Source organism: Streptomyces sp. NPDC050287 (assembly GCF_044459385.1).
Classification (GTDB): domain Bacteria; phylum Actinomycetota; class Actinomycetes; order Streptomycetales; family Streptomycetaceae; genus Streptomyces.
This window is the reverse complement of the sequence record NZ_JBITIY010000012.1, coordinates 153,913-173,031: the sequence shown is the minus strand read 5'-3', so window position 1 is coordinate 173,031 and position 19,119 is coordinate 153,913. Positions and strand designations below refer to the sequence as shown.

At 71.4% G+C, this 19,119-nt stretch carries 19 protein-coding genes; 13 read left to right on the top strand and 6 right to left on the bottom strand.

Annotated features, from left to right (window positions below; all coding sequences use genetic code 11):
- Positions 1–146: 146 nt before the first annotated feature.
- Positions 147–509: a hypothetical protein gene (locus ACIBK3_RS34880; protein ID WP_399371593.1), complete on the top strand. Its 363-nt coding sequence runs from the start codon at positions 147–149 to the stop codon at positions 507–509.
- 70 nt (positions 510–579) lie between these two features.
- Here ACIBK3_RS34880 and ACIBK3_RS34875 read toward each other — a convergent pair whose 3' ends face one another.
- Both ACIBK3_RS34875 and ACIBK3_RS34870 read right to left on the bottom strand, forming a co-directional pair.
- On the bottom strand, positions 580–1,251 hold the full coding sequence (locus ACIBK3_RS34875; protein WP_399371592.1) for a hypothetical protein: 672 nt from the start codon (positions 1,249–1,251) through the stop codon (positions 580–582).
- A 313-nt stretch (positions 1,252–1,564) separates the two neighbouring features.
- Entirely contained in the window at positions 1,565–1,996 is a 432-nt protein-coding gene (locus ACIBK3_RS34870; protein ID WP_399371590.1) for a cupin domain-containing protein, read from the bottom strand.
- Between the two features lie 196 nt (positions 1,997–2,192).
- Here ACIBK3_RS34870 and ACIBK3_RS34865 point away from each other — a divergent pair, with 196 nt between their 5' ends.
- Together ACIBK3_RS34865 and ACIBK3_RS34860 are read left to right on the top strand one after the other, a co-directional pair.
- Positions 2,193–2,633, top strand: a complete 441-nt coding sequence (locus ACIBK3_RS34865) for an RrF2 family transcriptional regulator (RefSeq protein WP_399371589.1) — start codon at positions 2,193–2,195, stop codon at positions 2,631–2,633.
- A gap of 121 nt (positions 2,634–2,754) precedes the next feature.
- Positions 2,755–3,948, top strand: a complete 1,194-nt coding sequence (locus ACIBK3_RS34860; protein WP_399371588.1) for a globin domain-containing protein — start codon at positions 2,755–2,757, stop codon at positions 3,946–3,948.
- A gap of 224 nt (positions 3,949–4,172) precedes the next feature.
- On the opposite strand, the gene ACIBK3_RS34855 is transcribed toward ACIBK3_RS34860, so the two are convergent.
- Complete coding sequence (locus ACIBK3_RS34855) at positions 4,173–5,885, bottom strand: IlvD/Edd family dehydratase (RefSeq protein WP_399371587.1); 1,713 nt, start codon at positions 5,883–5,885, stop codon at positions 4,173–4,175.
- A gap of 50 nt (positions 5,886–5,935) precedes the next feature.
- Here ACIBK3_RS34855 and ACIBK3_RS34850 point away from each other — a divergent pair, with 50 nt between their 5' ends.
- The 4 genes from ACIBK3_RS34850 (at position 5,936) to ACIBK3_RS34835 (ending at position 9,708) form a co-directional block, all read left to right on the top strand.
- Positions 5,936–6,760 (top strand): IclR family transcriptional regulator, encoded by an 825-nt coding sequence (locus ACIBK3_RS34850; protein WP_399371585.1) that lies wholly within the window; start codon positions 5,936–5,938, stop codon positions 6,758–6,760.
- A 154-nt stretch (positions 6,761–6,914) separates the two neighbouring features.
- Complete coding sequence (locus ACIBK3_RS34845; protein ID WP_399371584.1) at positions 6,915–7,286, top strand: fumarylacetoacetate hydrolase family protein; 372 nt, start codon at positions 6,915–6,917, stop codon at positions 7,284–7,286.
- Between the two features lie 11 nt (positions 7,287–7,297).
- Positions 7,298–8,314, top strand: a complete 1,017-nt coding sequence (locus ACIBK3_RS34840) for a zinc-binding dehydrogenase (protein WP_399371583.1) — start codon at positions 7,298–7,300, stop codon at positions 8,312–8,314.
- A gap of 443 nt (positions 8,315–8,757) precedes the next feature.
- On the top strand, positions 8,758–9,708 hold the full coding sequence (locus ACIBK3_RS34835) for a DUF2236 domain-containing protein (protein ID WP_399371581.1): 951 nt from the start codon (positions 8,758–8,760) through the stop codon (positions 9,706–9,708).
- A 237-nt stretch (positions 9,709–9,945) separates the two neighbouring features.
- Here the strand turns inward: ACIBK3_RS34835 and ACIBK3_RS34830 are convergent, their stop codons facing one another.
- A complete protein-coding gene (locus ACIBK3_RS34830) occupies positions 9,946–11,232 on the bottom strand; it encodes an ROK family protein (RefSeq protein WP_399371580.1) in 1,287 nt (428 codons plus the stop codon).
- 372 nt (positions 11,233–11,604) lie between these two features.
- Between ACIBK3_RS34830 and ACIBK3_RS34825 the strand changes: the two genes are divergently transcribed.
- Genes ACIBK3_RS34825 through ACIBK3_RS34805 form a run of 5 tightly spaced genes read left to right on the top strand, consistent with a single transcriptional unit; the run spans position 11,605 to position 16,905 of the window.
- Positions 11,605–12,945 (top strand): ABC transporter substrate-binding protein, encoded by a 1,341-nt coding sequence (locus tag ACIBK3_RS34825; protein WP_399371578.1) that lies wholly within the window; start codon positions 11,605–11,607, stop codon positions 12,943–12,945.
- Positions 12,942–13,931: a carbohydrate ABC transporter permease gene (locus tag ACIBK3_RS34820; protein WP_399371576.1), complete on the top strand. Its 990-nt coding sequence runs from the start codon at positions 12,942–12,944 to the stop codon at positions 13,929–13,931. Before ACIBK3_RS34825 ends, ACIBK3_RS34820 begins: the two co-directional genes overlap by 4 nt.
- A complete protein-coding gene (locus ACIBK3_RS34815; protein WP_399371574.1) occupies positions 13,928–14,797 on the top strand; it encodes a carbohydrate ABC transporter permease in 870 nt (289 codons plus the stop codon). Before ACIBK3_RS34820 ends, ACIBK3_RS34815 begins: the two co-directional genes overlap by 4 nt.
- 48 nt (positions 14,798–14,845) lie before the next feature.
- Positions 14,846–15,871, top strand: coding sequence for a Gfo/Idh/MocA family protein (locus ACIBK3_RS34810; protein ID WP_399371573.1), 1,026 nt, complete (start codon positions 14,846–14,848; stop codon positions 15,869–15,871).
- Entirely contained in the window at positions 15,868–16,905 is a 1,038-nt protein-coding gene (locus tag ACIBK3_RS34805; RefSeq protein WP_399371571.1) for a Gfo/Idh/MocA family protein, read from the top strand. The genes ACIBK3_RS34810 and ACIBK3_RS34805 overlap by 4 nt, the downstream gene beginning before the upstream one ends.
- A gap of 154 nt (positions 16,906–17,059) precedes the next feature.
- Here ACIBK3_RS34805 and ACIBK3_RS34800 read toward each other — a convergent pair whose 3' ends face one another.
- Positions 17,060–17,371 (bottom strand): non-reducing end alpha-L-arabinofuranosidase family hydrolase, encoded by a 312-nt coding sequence (locus ACIBK3_RS34800; RefSeq protein WP_399371569.1) that lies wholly within the window; start codon positions 17,369–17,371, stop codon positions 17,060–17,062.
- A gap of 29 nt (positions 17,372–17,400) precedes the next feature.
- Positions 17,401–17,856 carry a MarR family winged helix-turn-helix transcriptional regulator gene (locus tag ACIBK3_RS34795; protein ID WP_399371568.1) on the bottom strand — a complete coding sequence of 152 codons (456 nt, stop codon included), beginning with the start codon at positions 17,854–17,856 and terminating at the stop codon, positions 17,401–17,403.
- Positions 17,857–18,318: 462 nt separating this feature from the next.
- Here ACIBK3_RS34795 and ACIBK3_RS34790 point away from each other — a divergent pair, with 462 nt between their 5' ends.
- On the top strand, positions 18,319–19,044 hold the full coding sequence (locus ACIBK3_RS34790) for a GAF and ANTAR domain-containing protein (protein WP_399371567.1): 726 nt from the start codon (positions 18,319–18,321) through the stop codon (positions 19,042–19,044).
- The last annotated feature ends 75 nt before the right edge of the window (positions 19,045–19,119 follow it).

Here is a 19,119-nt window from a genome sequence, read left to right as displayed (position 1 = left end):
GAAGTTCACTGGGGGAAAGCAACCGGGGGTAAGCCGGAAACGGCCGACTGAGGACAAAACGGCCGGCGAGCGGACGACGGACCGCGGCCCGTGGGAAGCCGCCCTCCCGTAGGGTGGCCTGCCGAACCCGACAGGAAGAACCGATCATGAGCAGCAGTCCTCAGCGGGCAGCCGTATCGGCAGCCGAGGCCGGCAACACGCCCGCCCGGGTCAGTTGCTGGTCGGCCGGCATGGGCGTCGGCCTGATCGTGGGCATCTTCGCGACGCCGATGCTCTGGCTGATGTTCGGCGGCTACTACACCTTCGCGGTGTTCGTGTTCGGGGTTGTCGCTGTCCCGGCCGGGCATCTGGGCCGTCGCCGAGGCAAGCGCCTGGGAGGCCGCGACCGCGGTCTGGCGCTGCTCGGCATCGTCACCGGCTGGCTGTTGATTCTCTGTAGCCTGCTGCTGGTGCTGGTCTACGTCGGGGCCGTGGTGGGACTCGGGTTCCTGGTCGGCTCCGCCGGCTGAGCCACGGCTGCTCCACCAGCTCACGCGGATGGCGCCGGTCAACTGCGCGCTTGAAGACCGGCAACGGTTGTCAGGTGACGTGGAGGACGCTCAAGGCCGTGGTCCAGTCGGTCACTATGGCCTTCTGCGCGGCAGCGAGGGTGACCTGGCCCTTGCAGACCGCGGTGTGCAGCTTCGTCTCCACCGGGTCCTTCTTGTTGTTGACCCCGGCCCCTGACCGGTGACCGGGGTCGGCGGGCTCCACCCACAGGTTGCGGTAGTCGTTGGGGTCACCGCCCAACTGGAGGCTGATCAGGTGGTCGTACTCCGCGTCCCCCATCCGTCCGGTGTACCCGTAGGAGGCGGCGTTGAGCTTCTTCTCCTTGCCGGTGACGGACGTGGACGGGCGGATGCCGGAGGTGTAGCCACCCTTGCGGCAGATCGTCGACGCCAGATTCGACTGGGTGACCGCCGGGGATATCGCACCCGGCGTGCACGTAGGGTCCTCCAGCGGCTCTCCGTGTTCGGTCCGGTAGTGGCAGCTGCCCGCCGCCGGCTGCCTCTGCACCGTGTACGTCTTCTGCGGGCCCGCGCCGACCGCGATGGCTGATCCATCGGTTCCGCCCGATGCCGTCCCGGAGGGGGCCGCTGCCGGACTCCCCGTCCCGGGCACCGGCGCGCCACCGAGCGCACCCGGTGAGCAGCCCGCCAGCAGCAGGCCGGCGAGCACCACACTTGAAGCGGCACCGCGGGTTGAGCGCATGACGACTCCTCACGATCAGCAGATGGTGAGCAGATGCTGCCCTACGGGGCCGGCGGCCTGTGACGCGGGGTACGGCGCCAGCACCTGTGTCTCCCCACGGAGCAAGCGGGGGTGGGCTCGCCTGGACCACCAACGCACCGTCCATGAACGGGCGTTCCAGCCCCACCGACCCAGAACTGGGAGGCCGGGCCGGAACAGTCCCCGCTCCAAGCCGCCGCTCGATGGCTGCGCCCGGCCGCACAGGGAGCCTGCGTACATTTCCCGCTTGCCCGCGCCCGGCTGAGCTCCGTCGTCGGGAAACCGCGATCTCGGTTCAACGACGCGGCCCGTCCGATCCCCGATCCGGCCGTCCGGCGGGCTGGATCCGCATGCCGGGCCGGCGCCGGTGAACGGTCAGGTACGCCATGCCCCGCTCGCCCGCCTCAAGGCCGCGCGTGGAGCCGCGGGGCAGCCAGGCGAGGTCGCCCTGGCCCAGGGATGACGACCCCTCAGGGGTGATCAGGGTGCCGTCTCCGGCCACGACCAGCAGGAGCACGTCCAGATCCGGCTCGGCATGGGTCTCGACGCGCTGCCCAGGCGGGATTCGGACGACGTTGGCGTCGATCTGCCTGCCGGACTCGGACAGCCTCCACACCGCGCCCGTCGGGGCCGGGCCCAGCGCCTCCACCGTTCCGACGTCGAACAGGATGCGAGGCACCGGCGCCTCATCGGCCGGGTTCGAGGAGTCGCCGCCTGCCACCGTCACCACTGCCACCGTCCTGTCGCCATGCTTGTGTGCGTCCTCGGCCCACACCGACGTTGTGCCGGCGGTGTTCCCGTGCCGTGCCGGAAGAAGGCGCCTTCGCGGCCGACCGGGGAGCCGCCTGTCCGTGACACAGTCCACACGGACACGGCCGCCGATAAACAGGAATCTACCATTCGCATTTGCTAGCGTCTGAGCTGTGCGACTGACGAAGTTCACCGACCTGGCGCTGCGTTCCGTGATGCGGCTGGCCGTCTGCGCCGACGACGAGGTGCTCACCACCCGTGAAGTGGCCGAAGCCATGGACGTGCGGCACACACACGCGGCGAAGGCGATCACACGCCTGCGGCACCTCGGCGTGATCGAGGCCCGGCGCGGCCGTGGCGGCGGTCTCGCTCTGACCGGCTTCGGCCGGCGCGCCTCGGTCGGCTGGCTGGTGCGCGAACTCGAGGGCGAGGACGAGGTCGTCTCCTGTGACGACCCGCCTTGCCCCTTGCGCGGGGCCTGCCGTCTGCGGCGTGCGCTGCGCGACGCCCAGGAGGCGTTCTACGCCACGCTCGACCCGCTGACCGTGGCCGACCTCGTCACCTCGCCCACCGGGCCGGTGCTGATCGCGCTGGGCGGACCTCCACCGCAATAGCCCCGAGCCCCTGGTACGCACGCCGGTCACCGGGGCTCCCAGGGCACGGTCACCTGCCTGTCAAAACACGCAGATCACTTACCGATTAACTTACCGATTGCCTTACCGATCAGGAGTCGCAGTGCTTTCCGAACAGTCCGCCCCCGTCGTCCGGGCCACCCTTCCGGCGGTCGGAGCCGCCATCGGGAACATCACCGAGCTCTTCTACCGGAAGCTGTTCGAGGCCCATCCCGAGCTGCTGAGGGACCTGTTCAACCGGGGCAACCAGGCCAACGGAGATCAGCAGAAAGCACTGGCCGGCTCCATCGCCGCGTTCGCGGGGCTGCTGCTGGAGAAGCCGGACGCCCGCCCCGACGCGATGCTCGCGCGGATCGCGCACAAACACGCCTCACTGGGCATCACTTCCGGGCAGTACAAGATCGTCCACCGCCACCTCTTCGCCGCGATAGCCGAGGTGCTCGGCGACGCGGTCACGGCCGAGGTCGCCGCGGCATGGGACGAGGTCTACTGGCTCATGGCCAACGCGCTGATCGCACTTGAGGCGCGCCTCTACCAGGAGATTGGCGCCACTGAGGGCGAGGTCTGGCAGCGCATGGAGATTGCCGAGCGGCGCCAGGAGACGCCCGATGTCGTCTCCTTCCTCCTGCGGCCCACCGACGGGCGCCCGACTGTCTCCTTCCGTCCGGGCCAGTACGTCAGTGTCCAGGTCGAACTCCCGGACGGCGCCCGCCAGATCCGCCAGTACAGCCTGTCCTCCGCCCCCGGCGGGCCGGATTGGCGCATCAGCGTCAAGCGCGTCCACGGCGTGACGACGCCGGACGGCGAGGTCTCGACGTGGCTCCACGAAAGCGCGCGGCCGGGCGACACACTCACCGTGTCGGCACCGTTCGGCGACCTGGTCCTGCCCGAGGGCAACGGTCCCCTTCTGCTGGCTTCCGCGGGGATCGGCAACACGCCCATGCTGGCCATGCTCGACCACCTGGCCTCCGCCGGTTCCCGGCGCTCTGTCACCGTGATCCACGCCGACCGCTCCCCCGCCGACCACGCGCACCGCGCGGAACAGCTCGGCCTGGTGCGGGCACTGCCGAACGCCCGGCACCACCTCTGGTACGAGGTGCCCGGCGACCAGGCACCGGAGGCGGGGACCGGCCAGGCCGACCTGAGCAGTCTGCACATCCCGGCCGACGTGACCGCCTACCTGTGCGGGCCACTGCCGTTCATGCGCGCGGTCCGTGGCGACCTGCTGCGGCACGGTGTACCCGCCGAGAGGATTCACTACGAGGTCTTCGGCCCGGACCTCTGGCTCGGCCAGTAGGCGCCGATCTCCCGGGCGGGGCGCCGGCAGTCGGGAGGCGTCTCGTGGTGGGACCCAGGGGCTTTGGCACCAGTGGAGAGCGCGAGGCCTCGTGGGCGAAGGAGAGTCGGTCCGGGCGCGGGCGGCTTCGGGGTTCCTGGCGCGGCCTCCCTCAGGCGGGCCTGCACGGTGGCGTCGGCGGCGAGCAGGGACTCGTCCCGGTGTCGGGACGTCGGATGCGCCGGTCAGTGCGATTCACGGCTCACCTCCGAACCGCTGCAGCCGACCAGGAAGTCGAGGTCGGCTCCGGTGTCGGCCTGCAGGACGTGGTCTACGTAGAGGCGTTCCCAGCCGCGCCGGGGATCGGCGAAGCCGGTGACGGTGGCCTCGTCGGGTGTCCTGCGGGCGAGTTCGTCGGCGGGTATGTCGACGTCGATGCGGCGGGCCTCGACGTCGAGGTCGATGAAGTCTCCCGTCCGTACGAGTGCGAGCGGGCCGCCGGCTGCGGCCTCCGGTGCCACGTGCAGGACGACGGTCCCGTACGCGGTGCCGCTCATGCGGCCGTCGCAGACGCGGACCATGTCGCGGACGCCTTGCTCGAGCAGCTTCTTCGGCAGCGGCATGTTCGACACCTCGGGCATGCCCGGGTAGCCCTTGGGTCCGCAGCCGCGCAGCACCAGGACCGAGTCGGCGTCGACGTCGAGGTCGGGGGCGTCTATGCGGGCGTGGAAGTCCTCGATGCTGTCGAAGACGACCGCCCGGCCACGGTGGCGCAGCAGGTGCGGTGAGGCCGCCGCAGGCTTGACGAGGGCACCGTCGGGGGCGAGGTTGCCGCGCAGGACGGCGATGCCGCCCTCGGCCACCAGGGGATTCGCGCGGGTACGGATCACCTCCCCGTCCCAGATGGGGGCGTCGTCGAGGTGGCCCGCCAGCGGCTTGCCGGTGACGGTCAGCGCGTCGGGGTCGAGCAGGTCGCGCACCTCGCGCAGGACGGCGAGCAGGCCCCCGGCACGGTGGAAGTCCTCCATGAGGAAGCGGCCGGCCGGCTGGAGGTCGACCAGGACAGGTACCCGGGAGCCGATGCGGTCGAAGTCGTCCAGCGACAGGTCGATCCCGAGTCGGCCCGCGATGGCGAGGAGGTGGACGACCGCGTTGGTGGAGCCGCCGATGGCGGCCAGCGCCACGATCGCGTTGTGGAAGGACGCCTTGGTCAGCAAGGTGCCCGGACGCCGGTCGGCGGACACCATCTCCACCGCCAGCCGTCCGGTGCCGTGGGCGGCCTCAAGGAGACGGCTGTCGGGGGCGGGGGTGCCCGCCACGCCGGGGACGACCGTGCCCAGGGCCTCGGCCACCAACGCCATCGTCGAGGCGGTCCCCATGGTGTTGCAGTGCCCGCGGCTGCGGATCATCGACGACTCGGAGCGGGTGAACTGTTCCTGGGAGAGCGTGCCGGCCCGGACCTCCTCCGACAGCCGCCACACATCGGTGCCGCAGCCCAGCGGCGCGCCACGGAAGGTCCCGGTGAGCATCGGGCCGCCGGGCACGACGACGGCCGGCAGGTCCACCGAGGCGGCGGCCATCAGCAGCGAGGGGATCGTCTTGTCGCAGCCGCCCAACAGGACGACGCCGTCGATGGGGTTGGCCCGCAGCATCTCCTCGGTGGCCATCGCCGCCATGTTGCGCCACAGCATGGCCGTGGGCCGCACCTGCGTCTCCCCAAGGGACACCACGGGCAGGTCCAGCGGGATGCCGCCCGCCTCGTACACGCCGTCCCGGACCGAGGCGGCCACCTCGTTCAGGTGGGCGTTGCAAGGGGTCAGGTCCGAGGCGGTGTTGGCGATGGCGATCTGAGGGCGGCCGGTGAAGGCATCGCCCGGCACGCCGCGCCGCATCCACGCCCGGTGGATGTAGGCGTTGCGGTCCTGGCCCTCGTACCACTGCGCGCTGCGGAGCCTCACCCTTGGGTCCCTTCCAATAACCGACACGGAGGTCTAGATTTTGGAACGCCGTGCAGCATACGCAGACGTTCGTCGAATCGACAGCCCCCGGCGAGGACAGCGCAACGAGCGCCGACAGCAGCCGACTTGTGGGCTCTGACCGGGTGCTGGCCGTGCTGAAGGAGCTCGCGCGGTATCCCGACGGCGTGGGGCTGGAGGAGCTGACCCGGGCGATCGGCAGCCCCAAGCCGACCGTGCACCGGGCGCTGGGTGCCCTGCGCCGGGCCGGGCTGGCCGGGCAGGACACCCGCGGGCGTTATGTGCTCGGCGACGAGTTCCTGCGCATGGCCTTCGCCCACCACGAGGCCCGGCCCGAGCACGTCCGCATCCGCCCCGTGCTCGAGGCGCTGGCCGATCGGTTCGGCGAGACGGCGCACTACGCGGTCCTCGACGGCCGCGAGGTCGTCTACCGGGCCAAGGTCGACCCGCCCACCGGCGCCGTCCGGCTGACCTCGACGGTCGGCGGCCGCAACCCGGCGCACGCCACCGGCGTCGGAAAGGTGCTGCTGGCCCACCAGTTGGGCACCCTCGAAGAGGTCGCAGCATGGATCGGCGACTCGCCCCTGGTACGCCGCACCCCGCGGACCCTGTGCACAGCAGCCGGCCTGTACCGAGACCTGAGGGCCACTCGCGAACGCGGTTACGCCGTCGACGACCAGGAGAACGAGAGCGGAGTCAACTGCCTCTCCCTGCCCGTCTACGCCACCTCACCGGCCATCCCCTCCGGCGCCGTGAGCATCAGCGCGCTGACCTACCGGACTTCCCTGCACACCCTGGTCGACGCGGTCGACGAGATCCGCGCACTGCTCGGGCCCCTGGGAGAGCCGCACCGGTGAGCACGACAGGACCAGGCCCCGCCCGCCGGTACCGGCACCGCCGGCCCCGCCGCGCGGGCAGGTGCGCCGAGCCACCGTACGAACCCGGTCCGCCCATCGCGGCCGGTCCGGACCCGATCCCCCTTCCCCGCCGCTCCCCCTGGAGAGGGAACCCGTGCACCTCATCCGCACAGGCGCCGCCTGCGCCGAGAAGCCCGTTGACCGCGTCGACGACGAGAGATACGTCGACCTTCCCCCCGACGTCGTCACGGACTTCGACGAAGCGTTCTGCGGCTCGGGCGGCCTCGACCGCATCCGCCCGGTCGTGACCGGGCGGGCTGAGGCAGGCCAGGTGTCCCGTTTCGCCATCGTGCACCACCTCAGCCAGTTCCTCGTCCTGGACCCCGGCGACCTGATCGACACGGGCCCCCCGCCCGGCGTCGGCATGGGGCTCACGCCACCGGTGTGGCCGCGGGCCGGCGACGTGGTGGAGCTGGGCATCCGGAATCACGGTACGCAGCGTCAGCACGTGCTCGGGCCCCGGTGAGCGCCCGCTCCATGCGCGCGTTCGTGCTGACCGCCCCCGGCACGTACGCGGTGCACGAGGTCCCGGCGCCGGCGGCCGCCGCCGGCGAAGTCGTCGTCGACGTCGAGCGAGTGGGCGTGTGCGGCACCGACGTGGAGTTCTTCACCGGCGAGATGGCCTACCTCCACCAGGGACACTCCGCCTACCCGATGCGGCTCGGCCACGAGTGGTCCGGTCGCGTCGCGGCGGTCGGCGACGGTGTCACCCCCGCCTGGATCGGCCGACGCGTCATGGGAGACACCATGCTCGGCTGCGGAGCCTGCCGCCGCTGCCGACGCGGGCACCAGCACGTCTGCGAGAAACGGCAGGAGGTCGGCGTACGCGGGGAGCGGTCCGGTGCCCTGGCCGAGCAACTCGCGGTACCGGCCTCCTCGCTTCACTTCCTTCCCGACTCCGTCGACGCCGTACTCGGCGCGCTGGTGGAGCCGGGCGGCAACGCCCTGCGAGCCGCACGGGCCACCGCCACGCGCCGTGGAGACCGCGCCCTGGTCCTGGGCCCGGGGACCATCGGACTGCTGGCCGCGATGTTCCTCCGCGCCGCCGGTACGGAGGTGCACCTGATGGGCCGCGTCGACAGCTCGCTCGCCTTCGCCCGCGCTCTGGGCTTCGAGCACGTGTGGACGGAGGACTCCGTCCCCCGCCTGCCGTTCGACGCGGTCGTCGACGCCTCGAACGCCGCCCATCTGCCCGATCTGGCCCTGGAGTTGGTCGAGCCGGCCGGCCGCGTCGTGTATGTCGGGCTGGCCGGTGAACCCAGTCGCGTCGACACCCGCACCCTCGCCCTCAAGGACGTGACCGCGGTGGGCATCCTGTCCGCCTCCCCCGCCCTCGACGCCACCATCCAGGCGTACGCCGACGGTTCCGTCCACCCCAGGCCCCTCGTCGCCGCGACCGTCGGCCTGGAAGAGGTCGGCCCTGTTCTCGCCGGCCGGCGGCCGGCCGGGGCTGGGCCGGGGCCCAAGGTCCACGTCGAGCCGTGCCCGGCCTGACCGCGGCGAGGACCGGGCCTTGCCTTCGTACGTGATGCGGCCACGTCTGGTGCGTCGTCGACCAGGCTGCTGGACTCGTCGTACCGGACGCCGGATGCCTCGGCGCGGGCGTCGGGCCCAGGAGGTCTGTGTCCTGCAGAGGTGTTGGCCGCCGCGGTAATGAGCCGGCCGGTCAGCTCGTCGTCGCCCGCGGGCCGCCCGTGGTCGATGTGTCGTACGGGAGCTCGGAGGCCGGATCGGGCGTGGCACCCCTGCCGTGCCCCACGATCAGGGTGATGCAGATCACGACGGGTGAGGCATCGGGAAGCGTCCGCCAGGGCGTCTCCCCTCGGGAAGGGCCGTCCCGCGGACGGAGATGACCGGACGTCAGGGACATGAGCGACCGCATCCCAGCAGGATTCACGGCGACACAGCGCGTGGCTTCGAGACAGGGGGAACCGGCGTTGCGCCGTGGACACAAGTACAAGTGGGTCGACCGTGAACTGGCCCGGATGGACCCGGAGACCGATTGGGAGCGGATGATCTCGCTCTATGTGGGTCATCGCGTCCCCGAGTTCGCCCTGGCGATGATGATCTATCCGGGCACCATGCGCATGATGCAACCAGGTGCGGGATCCGCCACCCTGGCCCACACCTCGAAGCTGGAGACGAGGCCCCACCGGCGTTTCCAGGACGGCAACGACTTCCTGATGGCGTGGATGGTGGACGGCTTGTCCAGTGCGGCGGGCCGCAGGGCCGCCGCACGGCTGAACCGGATCCACCTGGCCATCGCCCGCAGGACCCCCCACTTACCCGGCAACTTCGACGACATCGACGACTTCGTCTACCCCCTGGTTCTGCTGGCCACGTTCGGTGACCGCCTGCAGACCTCGCTGGGCCTGCCCGGCATGAGCGAGCCCATGAAGACCGCGTGGCACCGCTGGGCGCAGGGCCTCTTCCGCCTCCTGGAACGCGAGTCCGGCCCCTTGGCCGGCGAGCCGTTCCCCGAGGACTGGAACGCGATGACCGAGTTCGCCCTGAAGTTCGACTCCCGGCCGTACGAGCAGACGGAGTCCGGCCATCGCGTGGCGACCGCGATGATGAACTTCTTCTCCGAGCGCTGGTTTCCTGCCCCGTTCCGGGCGTTCGGCCGGGACCTGACCCGTTACCTCGCCGGCGAGCGAGTCTGCCGGCTCCACCGGATCGGCTGGATCAGCCCCCGCCGCGAGCGTGTCATCCGCCTCTTCCTGAAGTCCGCCTTCCGCGTTCAGCGCCTTCTGCCCGACTACCGCACACCGCTGCCCGAGCGCCTCCGGCGGACCCGGCGCACCCATGCACAGCTCAGAAAGCTCGAGCCCTACCGAACCCCGAACGCCGACGCCTCCGCACCGACGGAGCAACAGCGGTACCACTGAGCGTGACGCGGTCCCGCCGACCGTGGGCCGTGGCCACGTTCGGCCGGCCGGGGCCGAGACCAGCGGGGTTCCCCTCCCACGTACACGATGTCGCCCGCGTCGGCCGGCGGGCCAGGTGGCCTGGCCACGTATCCGCTCATGTGCCGAGGTCACCCCTGCCGAACCATCAGCGCCCGCCTTCTTCCCGGTCGGTCGTTCCTGGAGCGTTCCGCGCGTTGGCCTGGCGCTGCACGACACTCAAGAAGGGGGCGCCCCCAGGCTGGTGGGCCGGGTGCGCAGTACCTCCTCGACGGAGGAGAGAGCGAAGCGGACCGCGCCGGTGATCACGGCCTCGTCCCCGAGGGCGGACAGCCGCCACTGCGGCAGGTCGACGAGGAGGCTGGCGGCCTCCTCCTCGGCTGCGGTCAGGAGGAGTTCCGCCGCGGGAGCCAGGCCGGGGACAGCGAAAAGGCTGGTGCCGAGCACGACCAGCGCCGGGTCGAGGGCGAGCAGTACGGGGGCGATCCCGGCGGCCAGCCGCCGTCCGTACGACGTGATGGCCGCGACTGCCTCCGCCTCTCCTTCGGCGGCGCCGCGGACGATGTCGGCACCGGTGGCACCTGCCGCGTCATGGGCGACGGCGTCCGGGACCAGGGGTTCGAGGCCGGGCCGCGCCGAGGTGCTGCCGGGGAAGCGGATGAAGCCGATCTCACCGGCCGCACCGCGGTGTCCGCGCAGCAGGCGCCCTCCGGTGATGACACCGGCGCCGAGACGTTCACCGAGCAGGACGAAGACCATCTCGTCGGCCGCGCCGCCGACCCCGCGCCACTGCTCGCCGAGCGCGGCGAGGTTGGCGTCGTTCTCCACGGCGACCGGACAGCCGAGGGTGTCGCCAAGGGTGGTGACGATGTCCGCCTCGGCCCAGCCCTTGAGGTTGTCGGCCTGCCGGACACGGGTGTTGCTCCGGTCCACCAGGCCGGGGGTGCCCACGGTCGCGGCCCACACCCGGCGGGCGTCGGCTCCGGAGCCGTCGATCGCACGCCGGACCACGTCGGTCACGGCGCGGGCCCGGGCCGCACCGCCCAAGTCGGCTCGTACCGCCCTGCGTTCGACGGCCACCGCCCGGCCGTCGAGGTCGGCCAGGCAGGCGCTCACCGAGCGGGCCCGTACATCCACGCCGACGACGAAGCCGGCGTGCGGGCAGAAGCGGAACCGGCGGGCCGGGCGGCCGGGCGAGCGCTGACCACGGGCGGAGACGGCCGGAGCGACCTCGATGAGGCCGCACTCGGTGAGTTCCTCGACGATGGCCTCAACGGTGGGACGGGAGAGCTTGGTCGCCTCGGCGAGGGTGGCGAGCCGGGGGTGCGGGTCGGCCGAGCGGACGGCGGCCAGGATGGCCGCGGCGTTCGTGGCGCGCAGGTCCGCCACGCCCACCACCGCGGGCAGTTCACGGCCGGGCGCGTTCGGCTCCCGTGGACTGCCGAGCGGCCACAGCACCGGCGCGGCGGGGGCCGTGGACGGGGAGCGGCCCCTGGACGTGGCCAATGATCAACCTCCTGAGGAGCAGCACGACGGCGGCACAAGAGCGGCACAACGCAGCCGGCGCTGACCGCCCCGACGATAACAATCAAGCCATGGGGCCTTGACGCACCCCGGGCTCGCTCTGATTATAAAACGCAACTGCTTTATCGAACACCCTCCAACCGTCGACACCCCGACACGGTCGACACGGTGGACACCGTCGCCCGCACAACCCACCGCGACCTCGGCCCGTCCACGACGCCCTCTCACCTTCTCGCGCTCCTCACCTCTCGGGCCCTGCGCATCCCCCATGCCGCACACCCTCGCGGCCCCATGCCTCACGTCTCCCCCCGCCGCCGCCTCGGCTCCCCTGTCCCGTCACGCCCAGGAGACCCCATGAGTCCCACCCCGTCGTCCCTGTCCAGACGTACCTTCCTCGCGGCCACCGGCGCGGTCGGCGCCGCGGTGCTGACCGCGTGCAGTGATCTGACCCCGGGCGCCTCGGCGTCCGACAAGAACAGCGCCAGTCCTGCCTCCACGGCGGTACCGGCGGACACGAAGATCACGCTGGTGGTCGCCGACGCCGACGACACCACGATGACTCCCGGCCTCATCGCGGCCTTCCGCGCGAAGCACCCCAACATCAGCGTCAAGCGTCAGTACACGGGCTGGGACGACTACCTCAAGAGCATCAACACCACCATGTCGGCCGACAGCGCCCCCGACATCGCCCAGTTCACCTCGGGCATGCAGAACCTCGTCCCGGGACGGCTGCTGCTCAAGGTCGGCGAGTACGGCAAGGCGTACGGCTGGGCGGAGAAGTTCCCCGGGCTGGACCAGATCACCCTCACCCCGGACGGCAAGACCGTGGGCACCGGTGACCTGTACGGAGTGGGCGCGGGCCTGTCGTTCGAAGGGGTCTACTACAACAAGGCCAAGGCCAGGAAGCTCGGCCTGACCGTGCCCCCGGCCACCCTGGAGGAGCTGGAGGCCCTGTTCGCCAAGGCCAAGGCAGCCGGCGAGACCGCGCTGGTCGCCGGCAACCTCGACGGCGGCCTCAACCACCCCTTCAACGTGCTGCTCTCCGCCTATCTGGCGCCGAAGGACCGCGAAGCGTGGGCCTTCGGCCACAAAGGCGCCACCATCGTGCTGCCGGAGGCCGAAAAGGCGGCCGCGACGCTTCTGCGGTGGGTGGACAAGGGTTACGTCACCCCGAAGGTCAACGGCGTCAGCGACAACGACGCCACCGCCGCGTTCGCCAAGGGCGAGGGCGTCTTCCGGATCAGCGGCAACTGGGCCGCGGCCGCGGTGGCCAAGGGACTGGGCGAGAACGCCGGCTACTTCACCATGCCGCCCGTCGCCTCCGGCGGAAAGATCCGCACCACCGGCGCCGGGGTGTACTACTGCGTGTCCAGCAAGTCGAAGAACACGGCCGCGGCCGCCGCCTTCCTCGACTTCGCCGCCACCGCGGAGGCCGCCGCCATCACCGCCAAGGCCGGCTTCATGGCCCCCGACGCGGGCGCCATGCCGAGCCAGAGCGGACTGCTGGGCGATGTCCAGAACGGCTGGCAGACGGTCGTCAAGGACGCGGGCCTGCAGCCCTTCATCCAGAACGCCTCCACGCCGACGATGGGCGACACCCTCACCACCCAGCTGCAGTTGCTCGCCGGCGGCAAGGTCAGCGTCCGGAAGTTCCTGTCCGGTCTCCAGACGGACTTCGAGAACTATCACAAATGACCACTGCCGACCGACTGACCGGCGCTCCCGCCCCCGCCCCCGGCGCCCCGCCTCCGGCGAAGCCCGGGGCAGGCAGCACCGTGCCGCGGCAGCGCCGCACACCGCCGTCCGACCGCCGGCGCCATCGGCGCCGGGCCGTCGCGCTGCTGTATCTGCTGCCGGCCCTGCTGCCGTACACGCTCTTCGCCGTACTGCCGATGCTGCACACCGCCTATCTGTCGCTGTTCGACTGGGACGGGGTGACCCTCCCGTCGTTCATCGGCCTCGACAACTACCGCCGTATCGTCACCGACCCGCAACTGCGCGCCGCCGCCTGGCACGCCGGTGCGCTGATCCTGTTCTTCTCCGTCCTGCCGATCTGCGTGGGACTGGTGTCGGCGGCGATCGTGTCCCGGCGTGCCGGGCGCCGGGGCACCGCCCTGGTCCGCACCGTGCTGTTCCTGCCGCAGGTCATCCCACTCGTCGCGGTCGGCATCCTCTGGCGCTGGGTGTACGCCGATGACGGCACCCTCAACCAGGCGCTGCGGGCCGTCGGCCTGGGCGGCCTCGCCGACGCGTGGCTGGGCAGCTTCACCTGGGCCCTGCCGGCCGTCGGGCTGATCGGGACCTGGGTGGTGTCGGGCCTGTGCATGGTGCTGTTCCTGTCCGGGACCCAGCGCATCGACCAGGAGATCTACGAGGCGGCACGGATGGACGGAGCAGGCCCGGTACGGGAGTTCATGGCGATCACCGTCCCGCTGCTGCGGCCGGAGTTCGCGGTGGCGCTGTCCATCACCGTGATCGCCGCCCTGTCCAGCTTCGACCTCATCTACATCACCACCGGCGGAGGCCCGGGCAACAGCACCGTCGTCCCCGGGATCCTGATCTACCGCCTGGCCTTCGGAGGCGGCGCGGTCGGGGTGGCCAGCGCGCTGGCGGTGGTCCTGACCGCGGTCATCTCCGTCGCGGTCCTGGTGATCAACCGGTTGTCCAGGGAGGCACCGTGACCTCGCTGACCTCACCGGCCTCACTGACGCCGACGGCCTCGACGACCAGAGCGGTCACCGGGCGGCTGGCGGCACCCGTCGTGCTCGCGCTGTTCATGGCCGCCGTACTCGTGCCGTTCGCCTCGCTGCTGCTGGCATCGCTCCAGCCCGCGGGCGCTCCGCTGACCGGTTTCGCCCTGCCGCACGGGCTGCACTTCGAGAACTTCTCCCGCGCCTGGTCCGCCGCCGGTTTCGGCACGCTGCTGCGGTCCAGTGTGGTGATCGCGCTGTGCGTGGTGCCGGCCGCCGTGGTGTGCGCGACCCTGGCCGGGTACGCGCTGGCGACCCTCGACGTCCCCGGCCGGGGAAAGCTCTACGCCTATCTGCTGCTCGGCCTGTCCATCCCCACCGAGGGCACCATCATCCCGCTCTACTATGACCTGCGCGCCGCGGGGCTGACGAACACGGTGCCGGGCCTCGCCCTCGCGGAGATCGGCGCGTTCATGCCGTTCGGGGTCTTCTGGATGCGCGCCCACTTCGCGACCATGCCGCGCAGCCTGATGGAGGCGGCGCGGCTGGACGGCGCCTCGTCGTGGGCGACGCTCTGGCGGATCCTGCTGCCCAACTCCCGCCCGGCGGTGACCACGTTGGGCGTTCTGTACTTCGTCTGGAGCTGGAACCAGTTCCTGCTCCCGCTCATCCTGATCCAGGATCCGGCCCGCCGCACGGCCCCGGCCGGACTGGGTTTCTTCACCGGGCAGTACGGCGTCGACGTGCCGCTGCTCGCCGCGGCCACCCTGATCGTGATCGCCCCGGTGGTGCTCGTCTACCTGTTCTTCCAGCGGCACTTCATCAGTGGCGTACTCAGCGGCGCCCTCAAGGGCTGAACACCCAGGACGCAGGGCCCACAGACACACAGGAGGTCGGAGGATTTCATGGCAGAACTCGAAGTGGCGCTGATCGGTGCGGGCGGCATCGCCCGCACGCATCTGCCCGCGTGGGTCGCCCTCGGCGCGCGGGTACGCCTCTACGCACCCGACGGCCGCGCCCCCGCCCTGGCCCGCGAGTTCGGCGCGACGTCCGTGGGCTCCCTGCCTGAGGCGATCGCCGGTTCCCACGTGGTGGATGTGTGCACTCCGACGGACACGCACCGGGAGATCACCCTGGCCGCCGTCGCGGCCGGGGCACATGTCCTGTGCGAGAAGCCGCTGGCGCTCAGTGCGGCCGAGGCCGGTGAGATGGCCGACGCGGCCAAAGCGGCAGGGGTGAAGCTGTATCCGGGCCATGTCGTGCGCTTCTTCCCGGCCTACGCCCGCCTGCGCACCGTCGTCGCCGCCGGCGGCCTCGGCCGGGTGGCGGTCGCCCGTTTCACCCGCACCGGCCGCTATCCCACCTGGAGCGGCTGGTTCGCCGACCCGGTACGTTCCGGCGGGATCCTGACGGACCAGATGATCCACGACATGGACATCGCCCGCTGGCTCTTCGGCGACGTCGTACGGGTCCACGCACGGCAGCAAGGGCACCTCACCGCCCCCGCCCCGGAAGGGGCGGTCGCCACCGGTACCGCCGTGCTCACCCACGAAGGGGGCACCCTCACGCAGATCGTGGGCGTGTGGGGGCCGCCGGCGACGCCGTTCCGCACCACGTTCCATGTCTCGGGCACGGGCGGCACGGTGCAGCACGACTCCCAGGCCCACGTGGACCTGCGCATCACCGGCACCGCGGCCGACGGCCCGGCGGCGGGCATACCGGACGGAGACTTCGGCCGGTCTCCCTACCTCACCCAGATCCAGGAGTTCGCCGAGGCGTTCGCGGGCGGTCCGGAACCACGGGTGAGCGCCCGGGACGGCGTGGCGGCCGTCCGTATCGCCGAGGCCGCGGCGGAATCCGCTCGGACCGGGCGGGCCGTCGAGATCTCCGCGCACGCAACCACCGTCCCCACGGAGGGAATCGACCAGTGAGAGTCGCCGTACTGTCCTTCGCCCATGTGCACGCCGCGACCTACATCGAGCTGCTGCGTGACCGCGACGGCATCGAACTGGTCACCGCGGATCCCGACGCCCCACCGGACGATCCCACCCGGGGCCGTCGACTCGCCGAGCGACTGGGCGCGGCGTACGCCGACACCTGGGACGAGGTGTTCGCCCTCCGCCCCGACGCCGTGGTGGTCACCAGCGAGAACGCCCGGCACCGGCATCTGGTCGAGCGTGCCGCCGCGACCGGGGCGCATGTCCTGTGCGAGAAACCCCTAGCGACCACGGAGGCGGACGCACGGGCCATGATCGACGCGTGTGAGCGCGCGGGAGTCGGCCTGATGACCGCCTATCCCGTACGGTTCAGCCCCGCGTTCACCGCCCTGCGCGGCGCGTTCGCCGACGGTCTGCTCGGCGCGCTGATCAGCGTCCACGGAGCCAACAACGGCTCGAACCCGGCCCGTTCCCGCCCCTGGTTCGCCGACCCCGAACTCGCCGGCGGCGGAGCGCTGGCCGACCACACCGTCCATATCGCCGACCTCATGGACGCGCTGCTGGACGGCGAGCAGGCGGCGGAGGTGTACGCCCAGGCGAACAGCATCCTGGACGACGGCGGCCCCACGCCGGACGTCGACACCGCGGGACTTGTCACCATCCGGTACCCCAACGGCGTGATCGCGGCCGTGGACTGCAGCTGGAGCCACCCACCCGACCACCCGACCTGGGGCGGGCTCGCCATGACCTGCGTGAGCGAAAAGGCGATCGTGGAGTTCGACGCCTTCCCCCCGCTGCTCGGCGGATTCGACTCCACGACCGGTCGCGACCGCTGGGAGGCGGGCGGGGCGGATCTGGACGCCGCCATGCTCGACGAGTTCCTCGACTCCGTACGCTCGGGCCGACGCCCCTCTCCGGACGGCGAGGCCGGCCTGCGTACCCTCCGGATCGTGCTGGCCGCCTACGAGTCACTGCGCACCGGACAGCCTGTCGCGGTGCCGGACGCCCTGGACGTACCGAGCGGCTGAACGCCGCGTATCGTGCCCGGCACCGATCGGCGGGGGCGGTCGTGCGGAATCCCGCTCACCCCTGAGGGGCCGGCTCTCTGACTGGACCTACCGCGCGCAGCCGTGGGACCCCGAAGAGGTGTCGGGGCACCGCGGTCCGTCCTCAGTCCGTCGGTCAGCAGGTCGAGTTGGCCGGGATGAGCAGGCCGACCCGCCACCGCGGAGTGTTGCGGTCGCCGCTCGCACCGGGGTTCATGGCCTGGTACAAGTAGTGGTGTTTGCAGGCTGGGACGGTCAGCTTCCGGTCGTGGCCGACGCGGATCATCTCACCGTGGCTGATGTCCTTGGTCCCAGGATCCGGCCGGAAGGTGACGTTGCCGGCCCGCGCGAAGAGGTTGCTCTCCGAGGCCGCCCGTGGCGTCCACGAGCCGGCGAGGTGTGCGAGTCGGCCTGTCCGGGCGAGTTGATCGTCCGGCGCGCCCGGCAAAGACCGGTGTCCGGGTCCGTGAACCCGGCTCAGGTGTCACGGACCGTCTCGGCCACGCGGTTGAGCAGCCCTCGGAGCTGTGCGGTGTCATCCGGTCCGAGAGTGCCGGTGATCTGGCGCTCGATGTCCGCGATCACCCTGTCGGCCGCGTGCAACACCTCGCGCCCGGCGTCGGTGAGATGCAGCTCCTGTACGTGCCGGTGGCGTGGGTGCTCGCGTCGCTCCAACTGGCCGCGGCTCTCCAGGCGGGCCACCAGCGAGGCGATGGCCTGCGGGGTCACGTTGAGGCGGCGGGCCAGCTCCGCGCCGGTCAAGCCCGGCTCGGCGTGCACGGACATCAGGAGCGCGTAGTGCGCGGCCGCCAAGCCCAGTGGGCGCAGTCGCTGCTCCTTCAGCGTCTGCACCGCCACCTCGGCACGGCGCAATGCCCAGGTCACCCGGTCCAGCGCGGCAAGCCCGACGGGCTCCTCATCGTGTCGTGTCACGCGAGAAGGATACGACACCTCACAGGCATCAAGTGTTTGGGGTCAAACTGCCGCCTGCGCATATCGACACAACTCGCACTATCGCCCTCATAAGCGGCGTCTCCTCCGAAAAGGACGCCCACTGACCGGGCTTCAGAGCTCTGGGCAACGAGTGCGGCGGGACCTCGTTCCTCCGCAGTCACGCCGTCGGCTCCTGGTGCGGGATCCGCCACCGGTAGGCCCCGCACCGGCCCCGGCGACTGTACCCGCGCCCTCGGGGGCACATCGATGCCGGTGAGGGATGATCTCCTGCCTGGGTTCCGGTGGCGTAGCGTGTGAAGCAGAGCGCAGGCTGCTTCGGTGACCGCACTGGTGTCGGCCGGCGGCCGCACTGGAGGTGTTCCTTCGGACGTGGGACTCCGTCGCCCCGGTGGCACGACGAGATGCCCACGACGGGGCCGCGACCCCGTGAAGGAACCTGTGATGACTGCCGACGACGCATACGGCAGCAGCCACCTCACCCAGTGGCTGCTGGAGACCGACTCGCTGGAAGACTTCCTGCAGACACTGGCCGACGCGGCCCTCGAACTGTCCCGCGCCGAAGGCGCCGGCCTCACGCTGGAGCGCGACGGGCGGCCCCTGACCGTGGTCAGCGCCGGAACCGTCGCCACAAAACTGGACGAGAAACAGTACGGCCAGGACGACGGCCCCTGCCTGCAGGCCCTGCGCACCGGCGAGGAGCTGATCGTCAGGGACATGCTGCCGGAGACTCGGTGGGGCGACTATCCCGCGTACGCCGTGGCCTGCGGTATCCGCTCCTCCCTCTCCCTGCCGATCGCCGCCCACACCCACACGGCGTGCGCGATCAACCTGTACGCCGCCCCGCCGGACGCGTTCCGACAGACGGATCTCAGCGCCTTGCGCTCACTCGCGGCGCAAGCCACCGGCGCCATCGCACTGGCCCAACGCATCACCGACACCCAGGAGTTCGCCGAGCAGTTGCAGACCGCCATGCGGTCCCGCAGCGTCATCGACCAGGCCCTCGGGGTGGTCATGGGACAGCAGCGCTGTACCGCCGACGAGGCCTTCGGCATCCTGCGCTCCGCGTCCCAGCACCGCAACATCAAACTCCGCGACCTGTGCGCCGAGCTGATCACCAACGTCACCGGCCGGCCACCGACCTCACCGGAACTGCGTCCCCGCCCCTGACAGGGCGGGGTGCGGCTCAGGGCCCCGACGAGGGGGAGCCGGTGCCTCCACCGGCCGCATCAGCGGGCCCTGCGG

Bases quoted from the DNA above. Each gene is read 5' to 3' on its own strand.
- ACIBK3_RS34880 (WP_399371593.1), top strand. From the start codon at position 147: ATGAGCAGCAGTCCTCAGCGGGCAGCCGTATCGGCAGCCGAGGCCGGC.
- ACIBK3_RS34875 (WP_399371592.1), bottom strand. From the start codon at position 1,251: ATGCGCTCAACCCGCGGTGCCGCTTCAAGTGTGGTGCTCGCCGGCCTG.
- ACIBK3_RS34840 (WP_399371583.1), top strand. From the start codon at position 7,298: ATGCGCGCGTTCGTGCTGACCGCCCCCGGCACGTACGCGGTGCACGAG.
- ACIBK3_RS34825 (WP_399371578.1), top strand. From the start codon at position 11,605: ATGAGTCCCACCCCGTCGTCCCTGTCCAGACGTACCTTCCTCGCGGCC.
- ACIBK3_RS34820 (WP_399371576.1), top strand. From the start codon at position 12,942: ATGACCACTGCCGACCGACTGACCGGCGCTCCCGCCCCCGCCCCCGGC.
- ACIBK3_RS34810 (WP_399371573.1), top strand. From the start codon at position 14,846: ATGGCAGAACTCGAAGTGGCGCTGATCGGTGCGGGCGGCATCGCCCGC.
- ACIBK3_RS34790 (WP_399371567.1), top strand. From the start codon at position 18,319: ATGACTGCCGACGACGCATACGGCAGCAGCCACCTCACCCAGTGGCTG.